Origin of the sequence: Pseudomonas sp. P867, from assembly GCF_019891455.1 — a bacterium.
GTDB lineage: Bacteria > Pseudomonadota > Gammaproteobacteria > Pseudomonadales > Pseudomonadaceae > Aquipseudomonas > Aquipseudomonas synxantha_A.
The window spans coordinates 42,402-61,435 of the sequence record NZ_JAFLXB010000002.1; the positions used below are offsets into that span (position 1 = coordinate 42,402).

General features: G+C 59.7%; 15 protein-coding genes. 12 read left to right on the top strand and 3 right to left on the bottom strand.

Annotation, left to right across the window (positions count from 1 at the left end; genetic code table 11):
• Positions 1-24: 24 nt before the first annotated feature.
• From betB to yccS, 11 genes are all read left to right on the top strand, one after another.
• Positions 25-1,497, top strand: coding sequence for a betaine-aldehyde dehydrogenase (gene betB, locus J1G33_RS03670; RefSeq protein WP_032879038.1), 1,473 nt, complete (start codon positions 25-27; stop codon positions 1,495-1,497).
• A 143-nt stretch (positions 1,498-1,640) separates the two neighbouring features.
• Entirely contained in the window at positions 1,641-3,344 is a 1,704-nt protein-coding gene (betA, locus tag J1G33_RS03675; RefSeq protein WP_005792174.1) for a choline dehydrogenase, read from the top strand.
• A gap of 224 nt (positions 3,345-3,568) precedes the next feature.
• Positions 3,569-5,011: a TldD/PmbA family protein gene (locus J1G33_RS03680; RefSeq protein WP_223017706.1), complete on the top strand. Its 1,443-nt coding sequence runs from the start codon at positions 3,569-3,571 to the stop codon at positions 5,009-5,011.
• The gene (locus J1G33_RS03685; RefSeq protein ID WP_223017707.1) at positions 5,011-6,327 is read left to right on the top strand and encodes a TldD/PmbA family protein; all 1,317 of its coding nucleotides are present in this window, start codon (positions 5,011-5,013) and stop codon (positions 6,325-6,327) included. The genes J1G33_RS03680 and J1G33_RS03685 overlap by 1 nt, the downstream gene beginning before the upstream one ends.
• Positions 6,328-6,574: 247 nt before the next feature.
• A complete protein-coding gene (locus tag J1G33_RS03690) occupies positions 6,575-8,092 on the top strand; it encodes a hypothetical protein (protein ID WP_223017708.1) in 1,518 nt (505 codons plus the stop codon).
• A 75-nt stretch (positions 8,093-8,167) separates the two neighbouring features.
• The gene (locus tag J1G33_RS03695; protein ID WP_050549381.1) at positions 8,168-8,905 is read left to right on the top strand and encodes a hypothetical protein; all 738 of its coding nucleotides are present in this window, start codon (positions 8,168-8,170) and stop codon (positions 8,903-8,905) included.
• A 214-nt stretch (positions 8,906-9,119) separates the two neighbouring features.
• Positions 9,120-10,010 carry an alpha/beta hydrolase gene (locus tag J1G33_RS03700; protein ID WP_103735275.1) on the top strand — a complete coding sequence of 297 codons (891 nt, stop codon included), beginning with the start codon at positions 9,120-9,122 and terminating at the stop codon, positions 10,008-10,010.
• Positions 10,011-10,045: 35 nt separating this feature from the next.
• Complete coding sequence (gene mdtD, locus J1G33_RS03705; protein WP_032879027.1) at positions 10,046-11,473, top strand: multidrug transporter subunit MdtD; 1,428 nt, start codon at positions 10,046-10,048, stop codon at positions 11,471-11,473.
• 130 nt (positions 11,474-11,603) lie between these two features.
• Positions 11,604-12,941: an ATP-dependent RNA helicase DbpA gene (dbpA, locus tag J1G33_RS03710; RefSeq protein WP_262416734.1), complete on the top strand. Its 1,338-nt coding sequence runs from the start codon at positions 11,604-11,606 to the stop codon at positions 12,939-12,941.
• Positions 12,942-13,100: 159 nt separating this feature from the next.
• Positions 13,101-14,279, top strand: coding sequence for an NAD(P)/FAD-dependent oxidoreductase (locus J1G33_RS03715; protein WP_032879024.1), 1,179 nt, complete (start codon positions 13,101-13,103; stop codon positions 14,277-14,279).
• Positions 14,280-14,495: 216 nt separating this feature from the next.
• A complete protein-coding gene (yccS, locus tag J1G33_RS03720) occupies positions 14,496-16,679 on the top strand; it encodes a YccS family putative transporter (protein WP_005792181.1) in 2,184 nt (727 codons plus the stop codon).
• 109 nt (positions 16,680-16,788) lie between these two features.
• Here yccS and J1G33_RS03725 read toward each other — a convergent pair whose 3' ends face one another.
• Positions 16,789-17,526: a transporter substrate-binding domain-containing protein gene (locus J1G33_RS03725; RefSeq protein ID WP_032879022.1), complete on the bottom strand. Its 738-nt coding sequence runs from the start codon at positions 17,524-17,526 to the stop codon at positions 16,789-16,791.
• A gap of 197 nt (positions 17,527-17,723) precedes the next feature.
• Here J1G33_RS03725 and J1G33_RS03730 point away from each other — a divergent pair, with 197 nt between their 5' ends.
• A complete protein-coding gene (locus J1G33_RS03730; RefSeq protein ID WP_148854084.1) occupies positions 17,724-18,176 on the top strand; it encodes a GNAT family N-acetyltransferase in 453 nt (150 codons plus the stop codon).
• A gap of 36 nt (positions 18,177-18,212) precedes the next feature.
• On the opposite strand, the gene J1G33_RS03735 is transcribed toward J1G33_RS03730, so the two are convergent.
• Complete coding sequence (locus J1G33_RS03735; protein WP_005792184.1) at positions 18,213-18,509, bottom strand: winged helix-turn-helix domain-containing protein; 297 nt, start codon at positions 18,507-18,509, stop codon at positions 18,213-18,215.
• A gap of 17 nt (positions 18,510-18,526) precedes the next feature.
• Complete coding sequence (locus J1G33_RS03740) at positions 18,527-19,027, bottom strand: M48 family metallopeptidase (protein WP_032879017.1); 501 nt, start codon at positions 19,025-19,027, stop codon at positions 18,527-18,529.
• Between the last annotated feature and the right edge of the window lie 7 nt (positions 19,028-19,034).

Genomic DNA, 19,034 nt, shown 5'->3' on the forward strand with positions numbered 1-19,034 from the left:
CACTTATGCACTTGCGAGGACTTTATGGCCCGTTTCGACCTGCAAAAACTCTACATTGACGGCGGCTACAGCGACGCTGGCAGCGATGCCACCTTCGAAGCCATCAACCCGGCTAACGGTGAAGTTCTCGCCCAAGTGCAACGCGCCACGAAAGAAGACGTCGAGCGTGCCGTGGTCAGCGCTGAAAAGGGCCAGAAAATCTGGGCTGCCATGACCGCCATGGAGCGTTCGCGCATCCTGCGTCGTGCTGTCGACATCCTGCGCGAGCGCAACGATGAACTGGCCGCCCTGGAAACACTGGACACCGGTAAAGCCTTCTCCGAAACCAAGTACGTCGACATCGTCACCGGCGCCGACGTGCTGGAATACTACGCAGGCCTGGTGCCAGCCATCGAAGGCGAGCAGATCCCGCTGCGCGACACCTCCTTCGTCTACACTCGCCGCGAGCCGCTGGGTGTAGTCGCCGGTATCGGCGCGTGGAACTACCCGATCCAGATCGCCCTGTGGAAATCCGCCCCGGCCCTGGCCGCAGGCAACGCGATGATCTTCAAGCCAAGCGAAGTCACCTCGCTGACCACCCTGAAACTGGCCGAGATCTACACCGAAGCCGGCGTTCCGGCTGGTGTGTTCAACGTACTGACCGGCAGCGGCCGTGAAGTCGGCACCTGGTTGACCGAGCACCCGCGCATCGAGAAAGTCTCGTTCACCGGCGGCACCGACACCGGCAAGAAAGTCATGGCCAGCGCCTCGAGCTCGTCGCTCAAGGAAGTGACCATGGAACTGGGCGGCAAGTCGCCACTGATCGTGTTCGAAGACGCCGACCTGGATCGCGCCGCCGACATCGCGATGATGGCCAACTTCTACAGCTCCGGCCAGGTCTGCACCAACGGCACTCGTGTGTTCGTGCCCAAGCATCTGCAAGCTGCGTTTGAAGCCAAGATTGTCGAGCGCGTTGCGCGCATCCGTGTCGGCGACCCGCAGGACGACAACACCAACTTCGGCCCGCTGGTCAGCTTCGCCCACATGGAAAGCGTGCTGGGCTACATCGCCAAAGGTAAGGAAGAAGGCGCCCGCCTGCTGTGCGGCGGCGATCGTCTGACCGATGGCGACTTCGCCAAAGGCGCCTTCGTGGCTCCGACCGTGTTCACCGACTGCACCGATGACATGACCATCGTGCGTGAAGAAATCTTCGGCCCAGTGATGAGCATCCTCACCTACGAGACCGAAGAAGAAGTGATCCGTCGCGCCAACGACACCGACTTCGGTCTGGCTGCCGGCCTGGTGACCAAGGACCTGAACCGCGCCCACCGCGTGATTCATCAACTGGAAGCGGGTATCTGCTGGATCAACGCCTGGGGCGAGTCCGACGCCAAGATGCCGGTCGGTGGCTACAAGCAATCCGGTGTGGGCCGTGAGAACGGGATCAGCTCGCTGAACAACTTCACCCGCATCAAATCGGTACAGGTTGAGCTGGGCGATTACGCCTCGGTGTTCTAACACCCGAGCCTTGTATTGCCTGTAAGGCCGCCATCGGGGGCAAGCCCCCTCCCACCTTTGACTGTGTGAACCCGATCAAATGTGGGAGGGGGCTTGCTCCCGATGAGGCCCGACCTGACTAGACTTCAAAGAGGGTGCATCCAATGTCCCAAGAATACGATTACATCATTGTGGGTGCCGGCTCCGCCGGTAACACCCTGGCGACCCGTCTGACCGAAGACGAAGGCGTCACCGTCCTGCTGCTGGAGGCCGGTGGCCCGGACTACCGCCTCGACTTCCGTACCCAGATGCCCGCCGCCCTGGCTTTCCCGCTGCAAGGCCGCCGCTACAACTGGGCCTACGAAACCGATCCTGAGCCTCACATGGACGGCCGCCGGATGGAATGCGGGCGCGGCAAGGGCCTGGGTGGTTCTTCGCTGATCAACGGCATGTGCTATATCCGTGGCAATGCCATGGACTATGACAACTGGTCGAAGCTGCCCGGTCTGGAAGACTGGACGTACCTCGATTGCCTGCCGTATTTCCGCAAGGCAGAAACCCGCGATATTGGCCCGAACGACTACCACGGTGGCGAAGGCCCGGTCAGCGTGACTACGCCGAAAGCGGGCAACAACCCGTTGTTCCACGCCATGGTCGAAGCCGGCGTACAAGCCGGTTACCCGCGGACCGAAGACTTGAACGGTTACCAGCAAGAAGGCTTCGGCCCGATGGACCGTACCGTCACGCCGAATGGCCGTCGCGCCAGCACCGCACGCGGTTACCTGGACACGGCTAAAAAGCGTTCGACCCTGACCATCGTCACCCATGCCCTTACCGACAAAGTGTTGTTCGAAGGCAAGCGTGCCGTTGGCGTGCGCTACCTGATCGGCGCCGCCGAAGAGCGCGTTGAAGCCCGTGCGCGTAAAGAAGTATTGGTGTGCAGCGGTGCAATCGCTTCGCCGCAGTTGTTGCAACGCTCCGGTGTCGGCCCGGCCAAGCTGCTGGAAAGCCTCGACATCCCGGTGGTCCACGACCTGCCGGGCGTCGGCGAAAACCTGCAGGATCACCTTGAGCTGTACCTGCAATATGCATGCACCCAGCCGGTGTCGCTGTACCCGTCGCTGCTCTGGTACAACCAGCCAGCCATCGGTGCCGAGTGGCTGTTCAACGGCACTGGCATTGGCGCCAGCAACCAGTTCGAAGCCGGCGGTTTTATCCGTTCGCGTCCGGAATTCGAATGGCCGAACATCCAGTACCACTTCCTGCCGGTCGCGATTAACTACAACGGCAGCAACGGTGTGAAAGAGCACGGTTTCCAGGCACACATGGGCTCCATGCGTTCGCCAAGCCGTGGCCGCGTGCAACTGAAGTCGAAGAACCCACGGGACTACCCGAGCATCCTCTTCAACTACATGGCCACCGAGCAGGACTGGCAGGAGTTTCGTGATGGCATCCGCCTGACCCGTGAAATCATGCAGCAGCCGGCGCTGGATCAATACCGTGGCCGCGAAATCAGCCCGGGCATTGAAGTGCAAACCGATGAGCAGTTGGACAAGTTCATCCGCGAGCACGCCGAGACCGCGTTCCACCCGTCCTGCTCATGCAAGATGGGCACCGACGAGATGGCCGTAGTCGATGGCGAAGGCCGCGTGCATGGTATGCAGGGTTTGCGGGTGGTCGATGCGTCGATCATGCCGATCATCACCACCGGTAACCTGAACGCGCCGACGATCATGATCGCCGAGAAAATCGCCGACAAGATCCGTGGCCGTAAGCCACTCCCGCGCAGCACTGCCGATTACTATGTGGCGGGCGATGCGCCGGTGCGTGGCAAGCCGATGCGTGAAGTAGGGCCTACTGCGCAGTAACTGATACACCGCGGCGCCTTCATCGGGAGCAAGCCCCCTCCCACATTTGACTGTATTTGCACATCTGAATTTGTGAACACAGTCAGTGTGGGAGGGGGCTTGCCCCCGATGAGGCCCTGACAGACACCACAAAACCTCCCCCTCTACACTTTCCTTGATCAGCTCCCAGCCCCGGCCTACTCTGTTGGCCTGCCGCGCGCCGAGCCGCCCACAAGGAAGGCCCCATGTTCGAACACCACGCCACCCTCAAACAGCACTTCAGTGCCCTGCGCACCCGTGCCGAATTCTTCTCCCTGCGCTACGTACGCGAATCCGGTCAGTACCTGTCGGTACGCAAGAACGTCGCCGAACCACCACACCTGAGCCACGATGAAGGCGCCATGCTTACCGTGCGTCTCAATGGCGTGGAAGCCTATGCCGCGACCAACGACATTTCCCTTGCCGGCCTGCAAGCGGCCCTTGAGCGCGCCGAACAGCAAGCCCGGCTGATCCAGCCCCACGCCCTGCTCGACCTGCACCAGCAGCCGGTTTCCAATGAAGTCGCCGACTACCTGTCTCCGGACCTTGATCAGCCCTTCCCGTCCCTGAGCGACTGCTACCAATTGCTCGGCGATGAATCTGCCGCCGTGCCCAAGGATGAACGCCTGGTGACTTGGGAAGTCAGCCTGGGCACCACCCATGTTGAGCAGATCTACCTCAACAGCGCCGGCGCGCAACTACGTCAGGCCCAGCGCTTCGTCTTTCCTGGCCTGAGTGTCACCGCCTTCGACGGCAACGACAGCCAGACCCGCACCCTGGGCGGTACCAACTTCGGCCAGCAAGGCAGTGCCGGTGTGATCCAGCGCTTTGGCCTGGTGGGCGCCGCCCGCAAGGTGGCCGACGAAGCCCTGCAATTGCTGCTCGCACCCAATACGCCCCACGGCCAACGTGACCTGCTGCTGATGCCCGACCAGATGATCCTGCAGATCCACGAGTCCATCGGCCATCCGCTGGAACTCGACCGCATCCTCGGTGACGAGCGTAACTACGCCGGCACCAGTTTTGTGAAGGCCAGCGACTTCGGCCATCTGCAATACGGCTCACCGCTGCTTAACGTGACCTTCGACCCGGACATCCCCGAACAGCTCGCCAGCTACAGCCATGACGACGACGGCACCCGCGCCAGCAAGCAATTCCTGATCCGCGATGGCCTGCTGCTCAAGCCCCTGGGCGGTGCGTTGTCGCAATTTCGCGCCGACTTGCCAGGCGTTGCCAACAGCCGCGCCTGCGGCTGGAACCGCCCGCCCATCGACCGCATGGCCAACCTGAATATCGAGGCCGGCGATAAAAGCATGGAGCAACTGGTGGGTGGCATTGAAAACGGCATCCTGATGTCGACCAACCGTTCGTGGTCCATCGACGATGCGCGCAACAAGTTCCAGTTCGGTTGCGAGTGGGGCCAGTTGATCGAAAACGGCGAACTCAAGGGCGTGGTGAAGAACCCCAACTATCGGGCAATTTCCGCGCAATTCTGGCGCAACCTCAGCGCGGTCGGCGACGCCAGCACCTTCAAGGTATTGGGCACGCCCAACTGCGGCAAGGGCGAGCCCAACCAGGTGATCCGCGTCGGCCATGCGTCGCCGGCCTGTGTATTCAGTAACATTGACGTATTTGGGGGCGATGCCTGATGAACCACTTCAAGGCACTGGTGGACTGGCTCAAGCAGGCCGTCACCGACAAGGAGCAGTTCCACCTGGGTTACGCGGATGAATCGTCCGAGTTCGTGCGTTTTAACCACGCACAGGTGCGCCAGGCCGGCCAAGTGCAACAGGCCAGCCTGAACCTCAAGCTGATCAACGATGGCCGCCACGCCGATCTGGGCATCACCCTGTCCGGCGAGGCGGCACTGGATCGCCAGCGTCTGGCCGATGCCCTGCAACAGCTGCGTGAAACCCTGCCGCTACTGCCACGTGATCCGTACCTGCTGCTCAACCACAACGCCTGGCAAAGCAGCAACGAACAGCGACGGCCGCTGCCGGCCCTGGACCAGGTGCTGGACGATATCAGCCAGTCTGCCGACGGCGTCGATCTGGTCGGCTTCTACGCCGCCGGCCCCATCAGCCGTGGTTTCGCCAGTTCCTCGGGCGCGTTCGGCTGGCATTGCGCCAACAGCTTCAACTTCGATTTCAGCCTGTTCCACGCCAATGGCGAAGCGGTCAAGGCCAGCTACGCCGGGCACACCTGGGACAGCGCCGAATTTGCCGCACGCTTTCAACAGGCCCGCGAGCAACTGGCGTTTCTGGGGCGGCCGCTGCACAAGCTGGCGCCCGGCCAATACCGTGCCTACCTTGCACCGCCAGCGCTGGAAGAAATCATCAGCATCATTACCTGGGGTGGTTTTTCGGCCCAGGCCATCGCCAGCAAAGGCAGTTCGTTGCAGCGCCTGTATGCCGGTGAACAATCACTGAGCCCGCTGGTGACAATCAATGAACAGATCAGCGGTTCCCTGAGCCAGGCATTTTCCACCGAAGGCTACCCGCGCGGGGATGTGCCCCTGATCCGGGCAGGCAAGGCCGAGGGCCAGTTGATCAACTCTCGCAGCGCCGCCGAATACGGTTTGAGCACCAACGGCGCCAGCAGCGACGAGTCGCCCAGCGCCTTGCAAATGGCGGCAGGCAGCCTGGCCCAGGCCGATATCCTCAAGCAGTTGGGCACCGGGTTATATATCAGCAACCTCTGGTACCTGAACTATTCCGACCTGCCAGCGGCGCGCCTGACCGGCATGACGCGCTTCGCCACGTTCTGGGTGGAAAACGGCGAAATCAAGGCGCCGGTCAGCACCATGCGTTTTGATGACAGTGTCTATCAGTTGCTCGGCTCGCAACTTGAGGCCCTGACCGCTGATCGGGAGTTGCTGCTCTCGGCCAGCACTTACAGCCAGCGCAATACCGCCTCCAACCTGCTGCCGGGTGCCTTGGTCAAGCGCCTGACCTTGACGCTGTGAAACTTTCACAGCCCGCGTAAAAACTAATGGCAGCCACTCCGGCTGCCATTAGTTATATAAGTGTCCGGCTATTTCCCTTCCTGCGTACAAACCGACCCAAGGCCGGATTTATCCTGCATCCAAAACCAATCGAGGTCACTCTCTGTAACCTATCCTCTCACCTATAGCGGGAACGCATTGCAGCAACAGGACACTTACAACAGTGATTCATTTGCGGGCAACCCACTATCAACTGCGGAGCATACTTATGAGCCTGAGCATTTCGACGCCCACCGGCAGTCATCGGTCGAGCGTAAATAGCTATTTACAAACAAGGGGCAAATCCGCAAATAACACGTCGAGCTCTGAAAACAAACTATTGTCTTCACACCTCCTCCGCGCCGTGCCTACCGAAACATCCGCAACACATGTCATGTCAGGAAAAGATAGAGGCGCCCCACCCAGTAACTTGTGGACTGGCTTGTATGCCACCTATGAAAAATACCCCTACTTTGGCCGTTATGACCACGATGACTGGGTGGCGGTAATTAAGGCCGCCATGTCGGGCCTCGGCCAGAGCCCCTTGAGTATTTTTGATGAAGTCAAGGACACCGGAAACGGCTACAACATCACCATGAAAGACGACTTCAAACTGCATATATCCAACGATGAACTAGCACTGGCTACCCACCATGCCAAGTTTGCGGGCGACGATGAGGGCATGCTAAAAGATGCACGCTTTATTTTTGCGATCATGAATAAACGCAAGCACCTTGAAGCACAATACAACTACAGAAAAATCGATTATCGCACCCATATTCACCAACACAGCTTTGGTGCTGTTCTGAGCTCTTCTGATTACGGGATCAGCGGGTACGAGGGTTTAAAGCTTTTAGGGCTTGACTACCAACTACAGCATGTGTGGTCTCAGGACGTAGGGAACCAGGTAGCCGTACCGGCAATGAAGGTATTTTCGAGTAAGCGCGGCATGATTAATGACGGCTTTATGGAAAACTACGGGCACAAGAAAAAAGTACCACAATGGATAGAAAGCTTTATTGTCCTCAAGGCCCCCCACACCTCCATGCCCACGCCTATTGCGGTCCCTCAGATATCAACACCTCCCACCTTCACGCTCGAACCCCTTCCCACTGAAGGTGATGTTCAGGCCGACCATGAACTTCCGGAGCTTTCTGCCAAACGAAATGGACAGAAACCAGATAACCTGGTCACCGGGTTTTATACGCAAAGACCTTTTGTCTTTCAAGGTGAGACTTCAACCCACGCCGATGTCATAAAATTGCTGATGTCCAAGTTCGGGCAGAGCCCAACCGATGTTTTTTCAAATGTAAAATTCGCCCATAACGCCTATCAGGTCACCTTTAGGGACGGATTTGAATTGACCCTCTCGCGGGACGAACTTGAGCAAGCCCAACAACACTCCTTATTCATCGGGCACGATGATGGCATGATAAAGGACGCCAACTTCATCTTCGCAGCCTACATCAAACGTCAACAACTCCAGCCCCCCGTGCGTTCCTTTGGGCAGAGTTTCGAAGCAGCATTGATTGGCAACATTGATGGCCGTACGGTAAAAAATGTTCTGGAAGGGATGGGCGTGAGCTCATCTATTAAATACATGGAAAGAGCAGGCGATGCCGATGGCCTGACCGTGTTGATCGGCAGTAACGCTGGTGGGCTGTTCTACAACGGCAGGCTCATAAAGGAAGGTAAAAACCTTCCTGGGGATGAGAAGGTACACACCCACGGATATCAACTCGCATAATAATAAATCCTCACCGTCAGTTCTCAGACAACCTGTTCACCGACAGTCCCCTTTATGCACCCCGAGTCAATCACTATGAATATCGGTTTCTCTCCACTGAATGGCCTCAACTATCCAACCCCTTACGATAATAGTCGCATCAACAATCGCCACTTGGAAAAAGGCGAATTCAATGCTGCCTACACCCGCAAAGATGATGCCCCCGCCCGTACAATTGTTCGCTCGACCACCGACTCGGGCATCAGACCAAAAAACATATGGCGAGATTTCTTTCAAGTCACCGAAGGTAACTGTGTCACGGTGTCAGCCATCAAGGCGGCGATGGCCAAGTTCGGCAGCCATCCAGAGGGTATTTATAAAAAGATAACCCGGACACCTGAAGGTTATGACGTAGTGATGCGCGACGATGTCCGCATCACCCTGACCCATCAAGAACTGCTTCAAGCCATGGAGCACACAGGATTCGCTGGTAGCGGCAAGGTCTTGCGACATGCCGTTTTTCTATATGCGGCCAGCGCAAAGCGGGCGCAGAACGAAAACAATGACCACCGGGCCAGCCAGAACTTTAAGACCGCAATGGACACCTTGAACGACGGAGAACACCCTGGTGAAGCGTTAACACGCCTTGGGCTCAAGCACTCTATGCGCAGCGGCACTCTTGAGGAATTAAAAAATGGAGCGATAGGTACCCTTGCCAACTCCAGCCATTCTGTCGCCGTCATTGATGGCCATATCGACTTGTGGAGTATCAAAGTTCCTCTTGGCGACTCACCATTCGACAGTAAAGAAAATACCGTATTGGTGTTGGCTTAAATCAATCTTTGCCTGACTTGCCTGTAAGTGGACTCATCTGTCAGGCAAATCCCTTCCCACTGGTAAACTTTCTGCGGTGCTCTCATTTGGCGAATCCGCCTATTGTCCCCTCCCTGATTCCTCGTTATAAGGCTTGATGGCATCCCGCCACCCCACCCACGTGCCCGCACGTGATGCATGACCTTGCCTGGACTGGGCAAGCTGGAGCCTTCAGATGAACCATGGAAGTTTTGTCATAGAGAAGCTGTTCAAACACTACAACGTTCACGTAGAGCAGCTCGGTAACCATCCGCATAGAAAAACCGTACTGATGGTCAATGGCGCGCTGTCCACCACGCGCTCCTTTGCCCGCACCAGCAAATGCCTGGCCGAGCATTTCAATGTGCTGCTGTTCGACTTGCCGTTCTCCGGCTACTCGCGCGAGCACAACACCGACCTTGACCTGGTCACCAAGGACGACGAGGTGCAAATCCTGCGTGCCCTGGTGGAACGCTTTGAGGTCAACCATCTGGTGTCGGCCTCGTGGGGCGGCATCTCTACGCTGCTGACCCTGGCGCACAACCCGCCCTCCATCGAAAGCTCGGTGGTGATGGCCCTGGCGCCCAACCTCAACCAGGCCATGCTCGAATACGTGGAGCGCGTGCGCGTGTTGATCGAGGCCGATGACAAATCTGCGGTCGGCCACCTGCTCAACGAGACGGTCGGCAAATACCTGTCGCCGCGCCTCAAGCGCAACAACCATCGGCACCTGTCGACCATGGCCACTACCGAGTACCGCCAGGCGCGCTTTCACATTCACCAGGTCCTGGCCTTGGGCGATGGCAACTACTTGCCAGCGCTGCGACAGATCGAGACGCCGGTGCACTTTCTCAACGGTGCCCTGGACGAATACACCCCGGCCGCCGAGGCCCAGCTGTTCAAACAATATGTAGGCCGCAGCAGCTTTGCGGTGGCCGAGCATACCGGCCACCTGCTGGACCTGGAGTCTCGGGAGGCGGCGCTGGCAGTTCACCGTGCATTGCTGGATTTCCTGGTCGGAGAGCACGCAACGTTGTCGGACTTAGACGAACCGCCAGTGGGAAAAGGAGCGACGAATGGCGCATAATCGCCAACACATAGCCTGCTAATAAAAGGGTCCCCATGCCGAATCGTGCCCCTCTCGATGCCAAGACCGCCCGCTGGCTCCCCTGGGTGGTAGCGATTGCCTTCTTCATGCAATCGCTGGATGGGACGATCCTCAACACGGCCCTGCCGGCCATGGCTCGGGACCTCGCGGAGAACCCGCTGCGCATGCAGGGGGTGGTGATTGCCTACATGCTCACCGTCGCCCTGCTGATTCCCGCATCGGGCTGGATCGCTGACCGCTTTGGCACCAAGAAGATTTTCTTTGGCGCGATCATGCTGTTCAGCCTCGGCTCGCTGCTGTGCGCGTTGTCCAGCAGCCTGACCATGCTGGTGGGCGCACGGGTGATCCAGGGCTTGGGCGGTGCGCTGATGCTGCCGGTCGGGCGGCTGGTGGTGCTGCGCGCTTATCCACGTTCCGAGTTGGTGCGCATCATGGGCTTCATCACCATCCCCGGCCTGCTCGGCCCATTACTGGGCCCGACCATGGGCGGCTGGATGGTGCAATACCTGACCTGGCACTGGATCTTCCTGATCAACCTGCCGGTGGGCATGATCGGCTGCTATGCCGTGTGGAAATTCATTCCCGACCTGCGCGGCAGCGAACGCACGCGCTTCGACGGCCTGGGTTTCCTGCTGTTCGGCGCGGCAATGGTGCTGATCACCATCGCCATGGAGGGCCTGGGCGAACTGCACCTGCCGCACCTGCGGGTCATATTGCTGCTGTTCGGCGGGTTCGCCTGCCTGGCGGCGTACTGGCTGCGCGCCGGGCATATTGATAACCCGTTGTTCTCGCCGGTGCTGTTCAAGACCCGCACCTTTGCCGTCGGCATTCTGGGCAACCTGTTTGCGCGGCTGGGCAGCGGCGCACTGCCGTTCCTGGTACCGCTGCTGTTGCAGGTGGCACTGGGTTACTCGCCATCGGAAGCCGGGATGAGCATGCTGCCACTCGCGGCGGCGGCGATGTTTGCCAAATCCGTGGCAAGGCCGTTGATCGAGCGCCTCGGTTATCGCATCGTGCTGACCGGCAACACCTTGGCTCTGGGCATCATGCTGGCGAGCATGGGCCTGGTCAGCGAGCACACGCCCTACCCGCTGCTGCTGGCAATGCTGGCGGTGCTGGGGGCGATCAACTCCCTGCAATTCACCGCGATGAACACCGTGACCCTGATCGACCTCGACGACGCCCAGGCCAGCAGCGGCAACAGTTTGTTGTCGGTGGTGGCGCAGTTGTCCCTCAGCCTCGGCGTAGCCTGCGCCGGCGCGTTGCTTGGCGGGTTTACTGCCGAGGCCGGCAATGACGGTGTGGAGAGTGTCCTCGGCGCGTTCCAGTTGACCTTCCTCACCGTGGGCATCATGGCGATGCTGGCGGCGGCGATCTTCCTGCAATTGTCGCCAAAAGACGGCAAACGCGTGGTCAGCCGCGAGCACGATATCGAGCACTGACGGGCTTCTCGTCGAGAACTTGCGGGGAAAATCCCACAGGGCTGGTACACTGCGCGACATTTTGTTTTGCAGAGCCAGTCCCGTGACTACCATCGCCACCGCTTTTAATACTTTGCCCCTGTCCGCCGCCATGCTGGCTAACCTCGACTCGCTGGGTTACGTCGAGATGACGCAGATCCAGGCGCAAAGCTTGCCGGTGATCCTCAAGGGGCTGGACCTGATTGCCCAGGCCAAGACCGGCAGCGGCAAGACCGCCGCCTTCGGCATCGGCCTGTTGAACCCGATCAACCCACGTTACTTCGGTTGCCAGGCGCTGGTGATGTGCCCCACCCGTGAACTGGCCGACCAGGTCGCCAAGGAAATCCGTCGCCTGGCCCGTGCCGAAGACAACATCAAGGTGCTGACCCTGTGCGGCGGCGTGTCCCTCGGCCCGCAGATCGCCTCCCTGGAGCATGGCGCTCACGTCATCGTCGGCACCCCGGGCCGTATCCAGCAGCACCTGCGCAAAGGCTCGCTGGTACTGGACGGCCTGAACACCCTGATCCTCGACGAAGCTGACCGTATGCTCGACATGGGCTTCTACGACGCCATCGAAGACATCATCAGCAAGACCCCACCACGCCGCCAGACCCTGCTGTTCTCGGCCACCTACCCGGTGAGCATCAAGCAGCTGGCGTCCAAGTTCATGCGTGCGCCGCAGCAGGTGAAGGCCGAGGCGTTCCACTCCGATGACCAGATCGAACAGCGCTTCTACGAAATCTCGCCGGAAGAGCGCATGGACGCGGTGACCAAGGTGCTCGCGCACTTCCGCCCGGCTTCCTGCGTGGCGTTCTGCTTCACCAAGCAGCAAGTGCAGGAAACTGTCGACCACCTGACAGCCAAAGGCATTTCCGCCGTCGGCCTGCACGGCGACCTGGAACAACGCGACCGTGACCAGGTACTGGCGATGTTCGCCAACCGCAGCACCTCGGTGCTGGTGGCTACCGACGTGGCTGCCCGTGGCCTGGACATCGACTCGCTGGACATGGTGATCAACGTCGAACTGGCCCGCGACTCGGAAATCCACATCCACCGCGTTGGCCGTACCGGTCGTGCTGGCGAGACCGGTATCGCCATCAGCCTGGTGGCGCCGTCCGAAGCGCACCGCGCCCAGGCCATCGAGCAACTGCAGAAGTCGCCGCTGAACTGGGACCAACTGGACAACCTCAAGCCGCAAAGCGGTGGCCCGCTACTGCCGCAGATGAGCACCCTGTGCATCGGCGCCGGGCGTAAAGACAAAGTCCGCCCAGGCGACATTCTGGGTGCATTGACCGGTGAAGCCGGCATTCCGGGCGCCCAGGTCGGCAAGATTGCGATCTTTGACTTCCAGGCATTCGTGGCCGTGGAACGCGGGATCGCCAAGCAGGCGTTGCAGCGCTTGAATGACGGCAAGATCAAAGGCCGTTCGTTGCGCGTGCGGATCCTGTAAATATCTCGCACACCAATGGAGATTCAAATGTGGGAGGGGGCTTGCTCCCGATAGCGGAGTCTCAGTCAATATAGATGTGACTGAACCACCGCCATCGGGAGCAAGCCCCCTCCCACATTTGACTGTATTTCAATTCAGAATTTGTATGAGGACACCGTTTTGCGCTCGACCGAAGTTGTGATCATTGGCGCCGGCGCCGCAGGCTTGATGTGCGCACTGACCGCCGCCGGGCGTGGGCGCAAAGTGATGCTGATCGACCACGCCAACAAGGCCGGCAAGAAGATCCTGATGTCCGGTGGCGGCCGCTGCAACTTCACCAATATGTACACCGAGCCTGCCAACTTCCTCTCGCATAACGCGCACTTCTGCAAGTCGGCCCTGGCGCGCTACACCCAGTGGGATTTCATTGGGCTGGTGGCCAAGCACGGCGTGCCGTACCACGAGAAAAAACTCGGCCAGCTGTTCTGCGATAACAAGTCCAGCGACATCCTCGGCATGTTGCTCGATGAGTGCATCCAGACCGGCGTGAGCCTGCACCTGGACACCTCCATCGAGGAAATCGCCAGGCTCGATAGCGGCTACCAATTGCAGACCACGCTCGGCGAGTTGCACTGCGAGTCGCTGGTGATTGCCACCGGTGGCTTGTCGATCCCCACATTGGGCGCCACCGGTTTTGGCTATCAAGTGGCCAAGCAATTTGGCCACGAACTGCTGCCAACCCGCGCCGGGCTGGTGCCGTTTACCATCACCGACCAGCTCAAGCCATTGTGCAGTGAGTTATCCGGCACTTCAGTGGATTGCCTGGTGAGCTGCAACGGCCAGAGCTTTCGCGAGAACATGCTGTTCACCCATCGCGGCCTGAGCGGGCCGGCGATTTTGCAGATCTCGTCTTACTGGGAATCCGGCGACACGGTGGAAATCAACCTGTTGCCCGATCATGACGCCCATGACTGGCTGCAACAGCAACAGGCCGAGCATCCCAACAGCGAGCTAAAGACCCTGCTGGGGGAGATTTTCACCAAGAAGATGGCCAACCTGCTGGCCCAAAGCTGGTTCGAATCCAAACCGATGAAGCAGTACACCCATGCTGAAATTGCCGATATCGCGCAAAAGCTTGGGAGCTGGCAACTCGTACCGGCCGGCACCGAGGGCTATCGCACTGCCGAGGTAACCTTAGGTGGAGTGGACACGCGGGAAGTGTCGTCCAAGACCATGGAATCACTGAAAAGCCCTGGCCTGTACTTCATCGGCGAAGTGCTGGATGTGACCGGTCACTTGGGCGGGTTCAACTTTCAGTGGGCCTGGGCGTCGGGCTACGCAGCCGCGCAATACGCCTGACACAACGCAGTAAAAATGTGGGAGGGGGCTTGCTCCCGATGGCGGTGTATCAGTCAGTACATCTGTTACTGATACACCGCCATCGGGAGCAAGCCCCCTCCCACATTGGTTTTGTAGTGATCTTGAAAAATTTGCGGTTGGATGTGATCAGCACACTTGCCGTGGCGTCCTTGATAGCTCAATTTAGCGACAACGTCCCGGAAGACTCCAGACTTCATGTCATCGACCTCGTTCAAGCAGTCCATGCGGCGCCTGTGGGCGCTGGATAAATTCAGCTACAGCGTACGGGTGTTCATCGCCCTCACCGGCAGCATGGCGCTGTGTTGGTACCAGGATGAAATGACGCTGTTGATCCCGCTGTTCCTGGGGATTATCGCCAGTGCCCTGGCCGAAACTGATGACAGTTGGCAGGGCCGCCTCAACGCCCTTGCGGTGACACTGGTGTGTTTCAGCATCGCCGCGCTGTCGGTGGAATTGCTGTTCCCCTACCCCTGGATCTTCGCCATCGCCCTGGCCCTGGCCAGTTTCTCCCTGACCATGCTCGGTGCGCTGGGCGAACGCTATGGCGCGATTGCCTCAGCCACCCTGATTCTGTCGGTCTATACCATGATCGGCGTGGACCAGCGCGGCGGCGCCGTCACCGACTTCTGGCATGAGCCGCTGCTGCTGGTGGCCGGCGCCGCCTGGTACGGCGTGCTGTCGGTGCTGTGGCAGGCGTTGTTTTCCAACCAGCCGGTGCAGCAAAGCCTGGCGCGGTTGTTCCGTGAGCTGGGGCGCTATCTCAAGCTCAAGTCATCCTTGTTCGAGCCGATCCGCCAACTGGATGTGGAAGCCCGACGCCTGGAACTGGCCCAGCAAAATGGCCGGGTGGTCGCCGCGCTGAATGCGGCCAAGGAAATCATTCTGCACCGTGTCGGCAATGGTCGACCGGGCTCGAAGGTCAGCCGCTACCTGAAGCTGTATTTCCTGGCCCAGGACATCCACGAACGCGCCAGTTCGTCTCACTACCCGTACAACGCCCTGACCGATGCCTTTTTCCACAGCGATGTGCTGTTTCGCTGCCAGCGCCTGCTGCGCCAGCAAGGCAAAGCCTGCCAGACCCTGGCCGAATCGATCCAACTGCGCCAACCGTTCATCTATGACGACAGCTTCGCCGAGGCCCTGGGCGACCTGAACGCCTCCCTGGAGCACCTGCGCATCCAGAGCAACCCCGCCTGGCGTGGCCTGTTGCGCTCGTTGCGCGCCTTGGCCGCCAACCTGTCCACCCTCGACCGCCTGCTGGGCGACGCCAGCAACCCCGATGCCCTGGCCGACGCTACCGACAGCAACCTGTTGGACCGCGCCCCGCGTAACTTCAAGGAAATGTGGACGCGCCTGCGCACCCAACTCACGCCGACGTCATTGCTGTTTCGGCACGCCTTGCGCCTGTCACTGGCATTGACCATCGGCTATGGCACCCTGCACGCCATCCACGCGTCCCAAGGTTACTGGATCATCCTCACCACCCTGTTCGTCTGCCAGCCGAGCTACGGCGCCACCCGCCGCAAACTCGGCCAGCGGATCATCGGCACCGCCATCGGCCTGACCGTGGCCTGGGCGCTGTTCGATTTGTTCCCCAACCCGGTCGTGCAATCGATGTTCGCCATCGCTGCGGGCCTGGTGTTCTTTATCAACCGCACCACGCGCTACACCCTGGCGACTGCAGCGATCACCCTGATGGTGCTGTTCTGCTTCAACCAGGTGGGCGATGGCTACGGGCTGTTTCTGCCTCGCCTGTTCGATACCCTGCTTGGCAGCCTGATCGCGGGGCTGGCGGTATTCCTGTTCCTGCCGGACTGGCAAGGCCGGCGCCTGAACAAAGTGCTGGCCAATACCCTGACCTGCAACAGCATCTACCTGCGCCAGATCATGCAGCAATACGCCGCCGGCAAGAGCGACGACCTGGCCTACCGCCTGGCCCGGCGCAACGCGCATAACGCCGATGCCGCGCTATCCACTACGCTGGCGAATATGCTGATGGAGCCTGGGCACTTTCGTAAGGAGGCCGACGTAGGCTTTCGCTTTCTGGTGCTGTCCCACACCTTGCTCAGCTATTTGTCGGGTTTGGGTGCGCACCGCGAAACCCAGCTACCGGCCGACGTGCGTGAGCATTTGATCGAAGGCGCAGGCAACAGCCTGGCGGCAAGCATTGATGAGATCGCCAGCGGCCTGGCCAACAAACAGCCGATTGCGATCCAGAGTGATGCCGAGGAAGGGTTGGCGGCAGAGTTGGAGCAAATGCCGGATGAGATCGATGAGGCGCAGCGGCTGGTGCAAACGCAGTTGGCGTTGATTTGTCGGCAGTTGGGGCCGTTGCGCACGTTGGCCGCGCACTTGATCAAAGACACCAGCGCGGCTTAGGCCGCTATCGGGGGCAAGTCGAATCGTCGCACCGCCCCTCCCACATTCGATTGGTGTATGCCGGTCCATTGTGGGAGGGGGCTTGCCCCCGATGAGGCCCGCACAGACGCTACATCCCATGCGCCTTCATCAACCGCGCATAACTGCCATCCGCCTTCATCCGCGCAATCTCCCGATCAAAACCGGCAACAATCTGCGCGTGTTCGGGGTTCTTCAGGCTGACCAGGATATGCAAGCTGTTCTGGCTCAAGGGCTCGCCCACAAACGCCACGGCATTGCGCACCCGCGGCGATTCCCGCGCCAGGTAGTAACGCGCTACGTATTCATCCTCCAGCGTCAACCGCACGCGCCGGGCCGCCAACATGCGCACGGCCATGGCAAAGTTGTGCACCGGCACTTTCTGCAACAGTGTGTCTTGGTCAAACGCTGCCGAGTAGGCGTAGCCGCGCACCACGGCGATCGTCTCGTCGTGCAGTTCTGTCAGGTTGCGATAAGCAATGGGATCATCGCTACGCTTGAGAAAGCGCACACGGTTAAGCAAATACTCGCCGGAAAACTGCCCCAACTGCGTACGGGCCTCGTCGTACCAGGCGTTGATCAGCACGTCGTAGCGTCCGTCCCCCACCCCTTTCAAGGCGCGAGCCCAAGGCACCTGGTCAAAATCACTGGCATACCCCGCACGGGCCAGGGCCGTGCTGACGATATCCGTGGCCAGGCCGCCATTGATCAGGGTGGCATCGGTAAACGGCGGCCAGCTATCCGCCACCAGGCGCAGGCGTTGTGCCAACACCGGTTGGGCCAGTAACAACACGGCGATCAAAGCAACGGCACGAGTCAATCGCGGCATGCTCAAAGTCCTTGGCGGGCAGGCAGTGGCCTGATAACAGTAGCTCATCAATGAGCGTGCACTGCAGATTACACAAAGAAACCCGCGGTGCCCGCGCCGAATGATGGCAAATTGATGCCATTCACAAAATTACCATTTTAGACACCAGCGCCCGCCGCGCTTACTATTCTTGGCACGTCTTTATACGAGCACACATCATGACGGTTGATTGGGTCTGCAAACATCACGACGACTTGGGCAAGGAACAGCTGTACGCCATCCTGCGCCTGCGCAACGAGGTCTTCGTCGTCGAGCAACAATGCGTTTACCAGGACATCGACGACCAGGATCTGGCGGGCGATACCCACCACTTGATGGCCTGGCAAGATGATGAGCTGGTGGCCTACCTGCGGTTACTGGACCCTGAGTCCCAGGGCGACGACGTAGTGATCGGCCGCGTCATCGTAGCAAAGGTGGCACGGGGCACCGGGCTGGGGCATCAAATGATGGAGGAAGCGCTCAAGCGCATTGAGAGTATCTGGCCAGAAATGCCGATTTTTCTCTCAGCCCAGGCGCATTTGCAGGGGTATTACGGGCGCTATGGGTTCGTAGTGGCGGGCGAGGAATACCTGGAAGACGATATTCCACATATTGGTATGCGGCGGGCTTGATGGCCTCATCGGGGGCAAGCCCAGCCACCACCTGTGTCAGGGGTAACCCAACACCTGCTTGATCATCGCAAGATTGGCCGCGATCCACCCCCGGTCAATCGCACCCCAATCACGAATCCGATAATGCCCAGCGTGATTACGCGCCCCCTCTTCCTGCTCAAACTCGCACACGATATCCAAGTCAGCCAACGCCGCAATCGTGTCCTGGGCCGTGCGCCGTGGCATGCCAGTGGCCTCGGTCAGCGCCGGGACGCTGCTGGCCAACTGGCTGTCGATCAAATACGCCACATACAGGCGGCGATAGAAGCTGCTTTTGGTCTTGCTCACATCCATGGTCTGTCGCCTTGTGGTTAGGGCTTGCCCTGCAAATCGCGCCAGGTGAGGTACACCCGCAGGTCGAATTCCACCTGATGGTAGTCCGGCATCATGTATTGGCAGAGTTTGTAGAACGCCTTGTTGTGGTCCGATTCCTTGAAGTGCGCCAGTTCATGCACCACGATCATGCGTAGAAACTGCGGGGCGGCCTCCTTGAACAGCGAAGCGATGCGAATCTCTTTCTTGGACTTGAGATTACCGCCCTGTACCCGCGAAATCGTGGTGTGCAAACCCAAGGCGCGATGAGTCAGGTCCAGCCGGTTATCGAACAGCACCTTGTCGATGGACGGTGCGTTGCGCAGGTGTTCCTGCTTCAAGGCCAGCGCGTAGGCATACAGCGCCTTGTCGCTCTGCACGGCGTGGCGTTCGGGGTAACGCTGCTCCAGATAGGCACCCAACTGGTCCTTGGCGATCAGTTGACGCACTTGCTCCTGAAGCGCAGCGGGATAGGCCTGGAGGTATTTCAACGCAGTCATGGGGGTG

Excerpts from the sequence above, each read along its gene's own strand:
- betB (WP_032879038.1), top strand. The coding sequence starts at position 25 with ATGGCCCGTTTCGACCTGCAAAAACTCTACATTGACGGCGGCTACAGC.
- betA (WP_005792174.1), top strand. The coding sequence starts at position 1,641 with ATGTCCCAAGAATACGATTACATCATTGTGGGTGCCGGCTCCGCCGGT.
- J1G33_RS03680 (WP_223017706.1), top strand. The coding sequence starts at position 3,569 with ATGTTCGAACACCACGCCACCCTCAAACAGCACTTCAGTGCCCTGCGC.
- J1G33_RS03685 (WP_223017707.1), top strand. The coding sequence starts at position 5,011 with ATGAACCACTTCAAGGCACTGGTGGACTGGCTCAAGCAGGCCGTCACC.
- J1G33_RS03690 (WP_223017708.1), top strand. The coding sequence starts at position 6,575 with ATGAGCCTGAGCATTTCGACGCCCACCGGCAGTCATCGGTCGAGCGTA.
- J1G33_RS03695 (WP_050549381.1), top strand. The coding sequence starts at position 8,168 with ATGAATATCGGTTTCTCTCCACTGAATGGCCTCAACTATCCAACCCCT.
- J1G33_RS03700 (WP_103735275.1), top strand. The coding sequence starts at position 9,120 with ATGAACCATGGAAGTTTTGTCATAGAGAAGCTGTTCAAACACTACAAC.
- mdtD (WP_032879027.1), top strand. The coding sequence starts at position 10,046 with ATGCCGAATCGTGCCCCTCTCGATGCCAAGACCGCCCGCTGGCTCCCC.
- dbpA (WP_262416734.1), top strand. The coding sequence starts at position 11,604 with ATGCTGGCTAACCTCGACTCGCTGGGTTACGTCGAGATGACGCAGATC.
- yccS (WP_005792181.1), top strand. The coding sequence starts at position 14,496 with ATGTCATCGACCTCGTTCAAGCAGTCCATGCGGCGCCTGTGGGCGCTG.
- J1G33_RS03725 (WP_032879022.1), bottom strand. The coding sequence starts at position 17,526 with ATGCCGCGATTGACTCGTGCCGTTGCTTTGATCGCCGTGTTGTTACTG.
- J1G33_RS03730 (WP_148854084.1), top strand. The coding sequence starts at position 17,724 with ATGACGGTTGATTGGGTCTGCAAACATCACGACGACTTGGGCAAGGAA.
- J1G33_RS03735 (WP_005792184.1), bottom strand. The coding sequence starts at position 18,509 with ATGGATGTGAGCAAGACCAAAAGCAGCTTCTATCGCCGCCTGTATGTG.
- J1G33_RS03740 (WP_032879017.1), bottom strand. The coding sequence starts at position 19,027 with ATGACTGCGTTGAAATACCTCCAGGCCTATCCCGCTGCGCTTCAGGAG.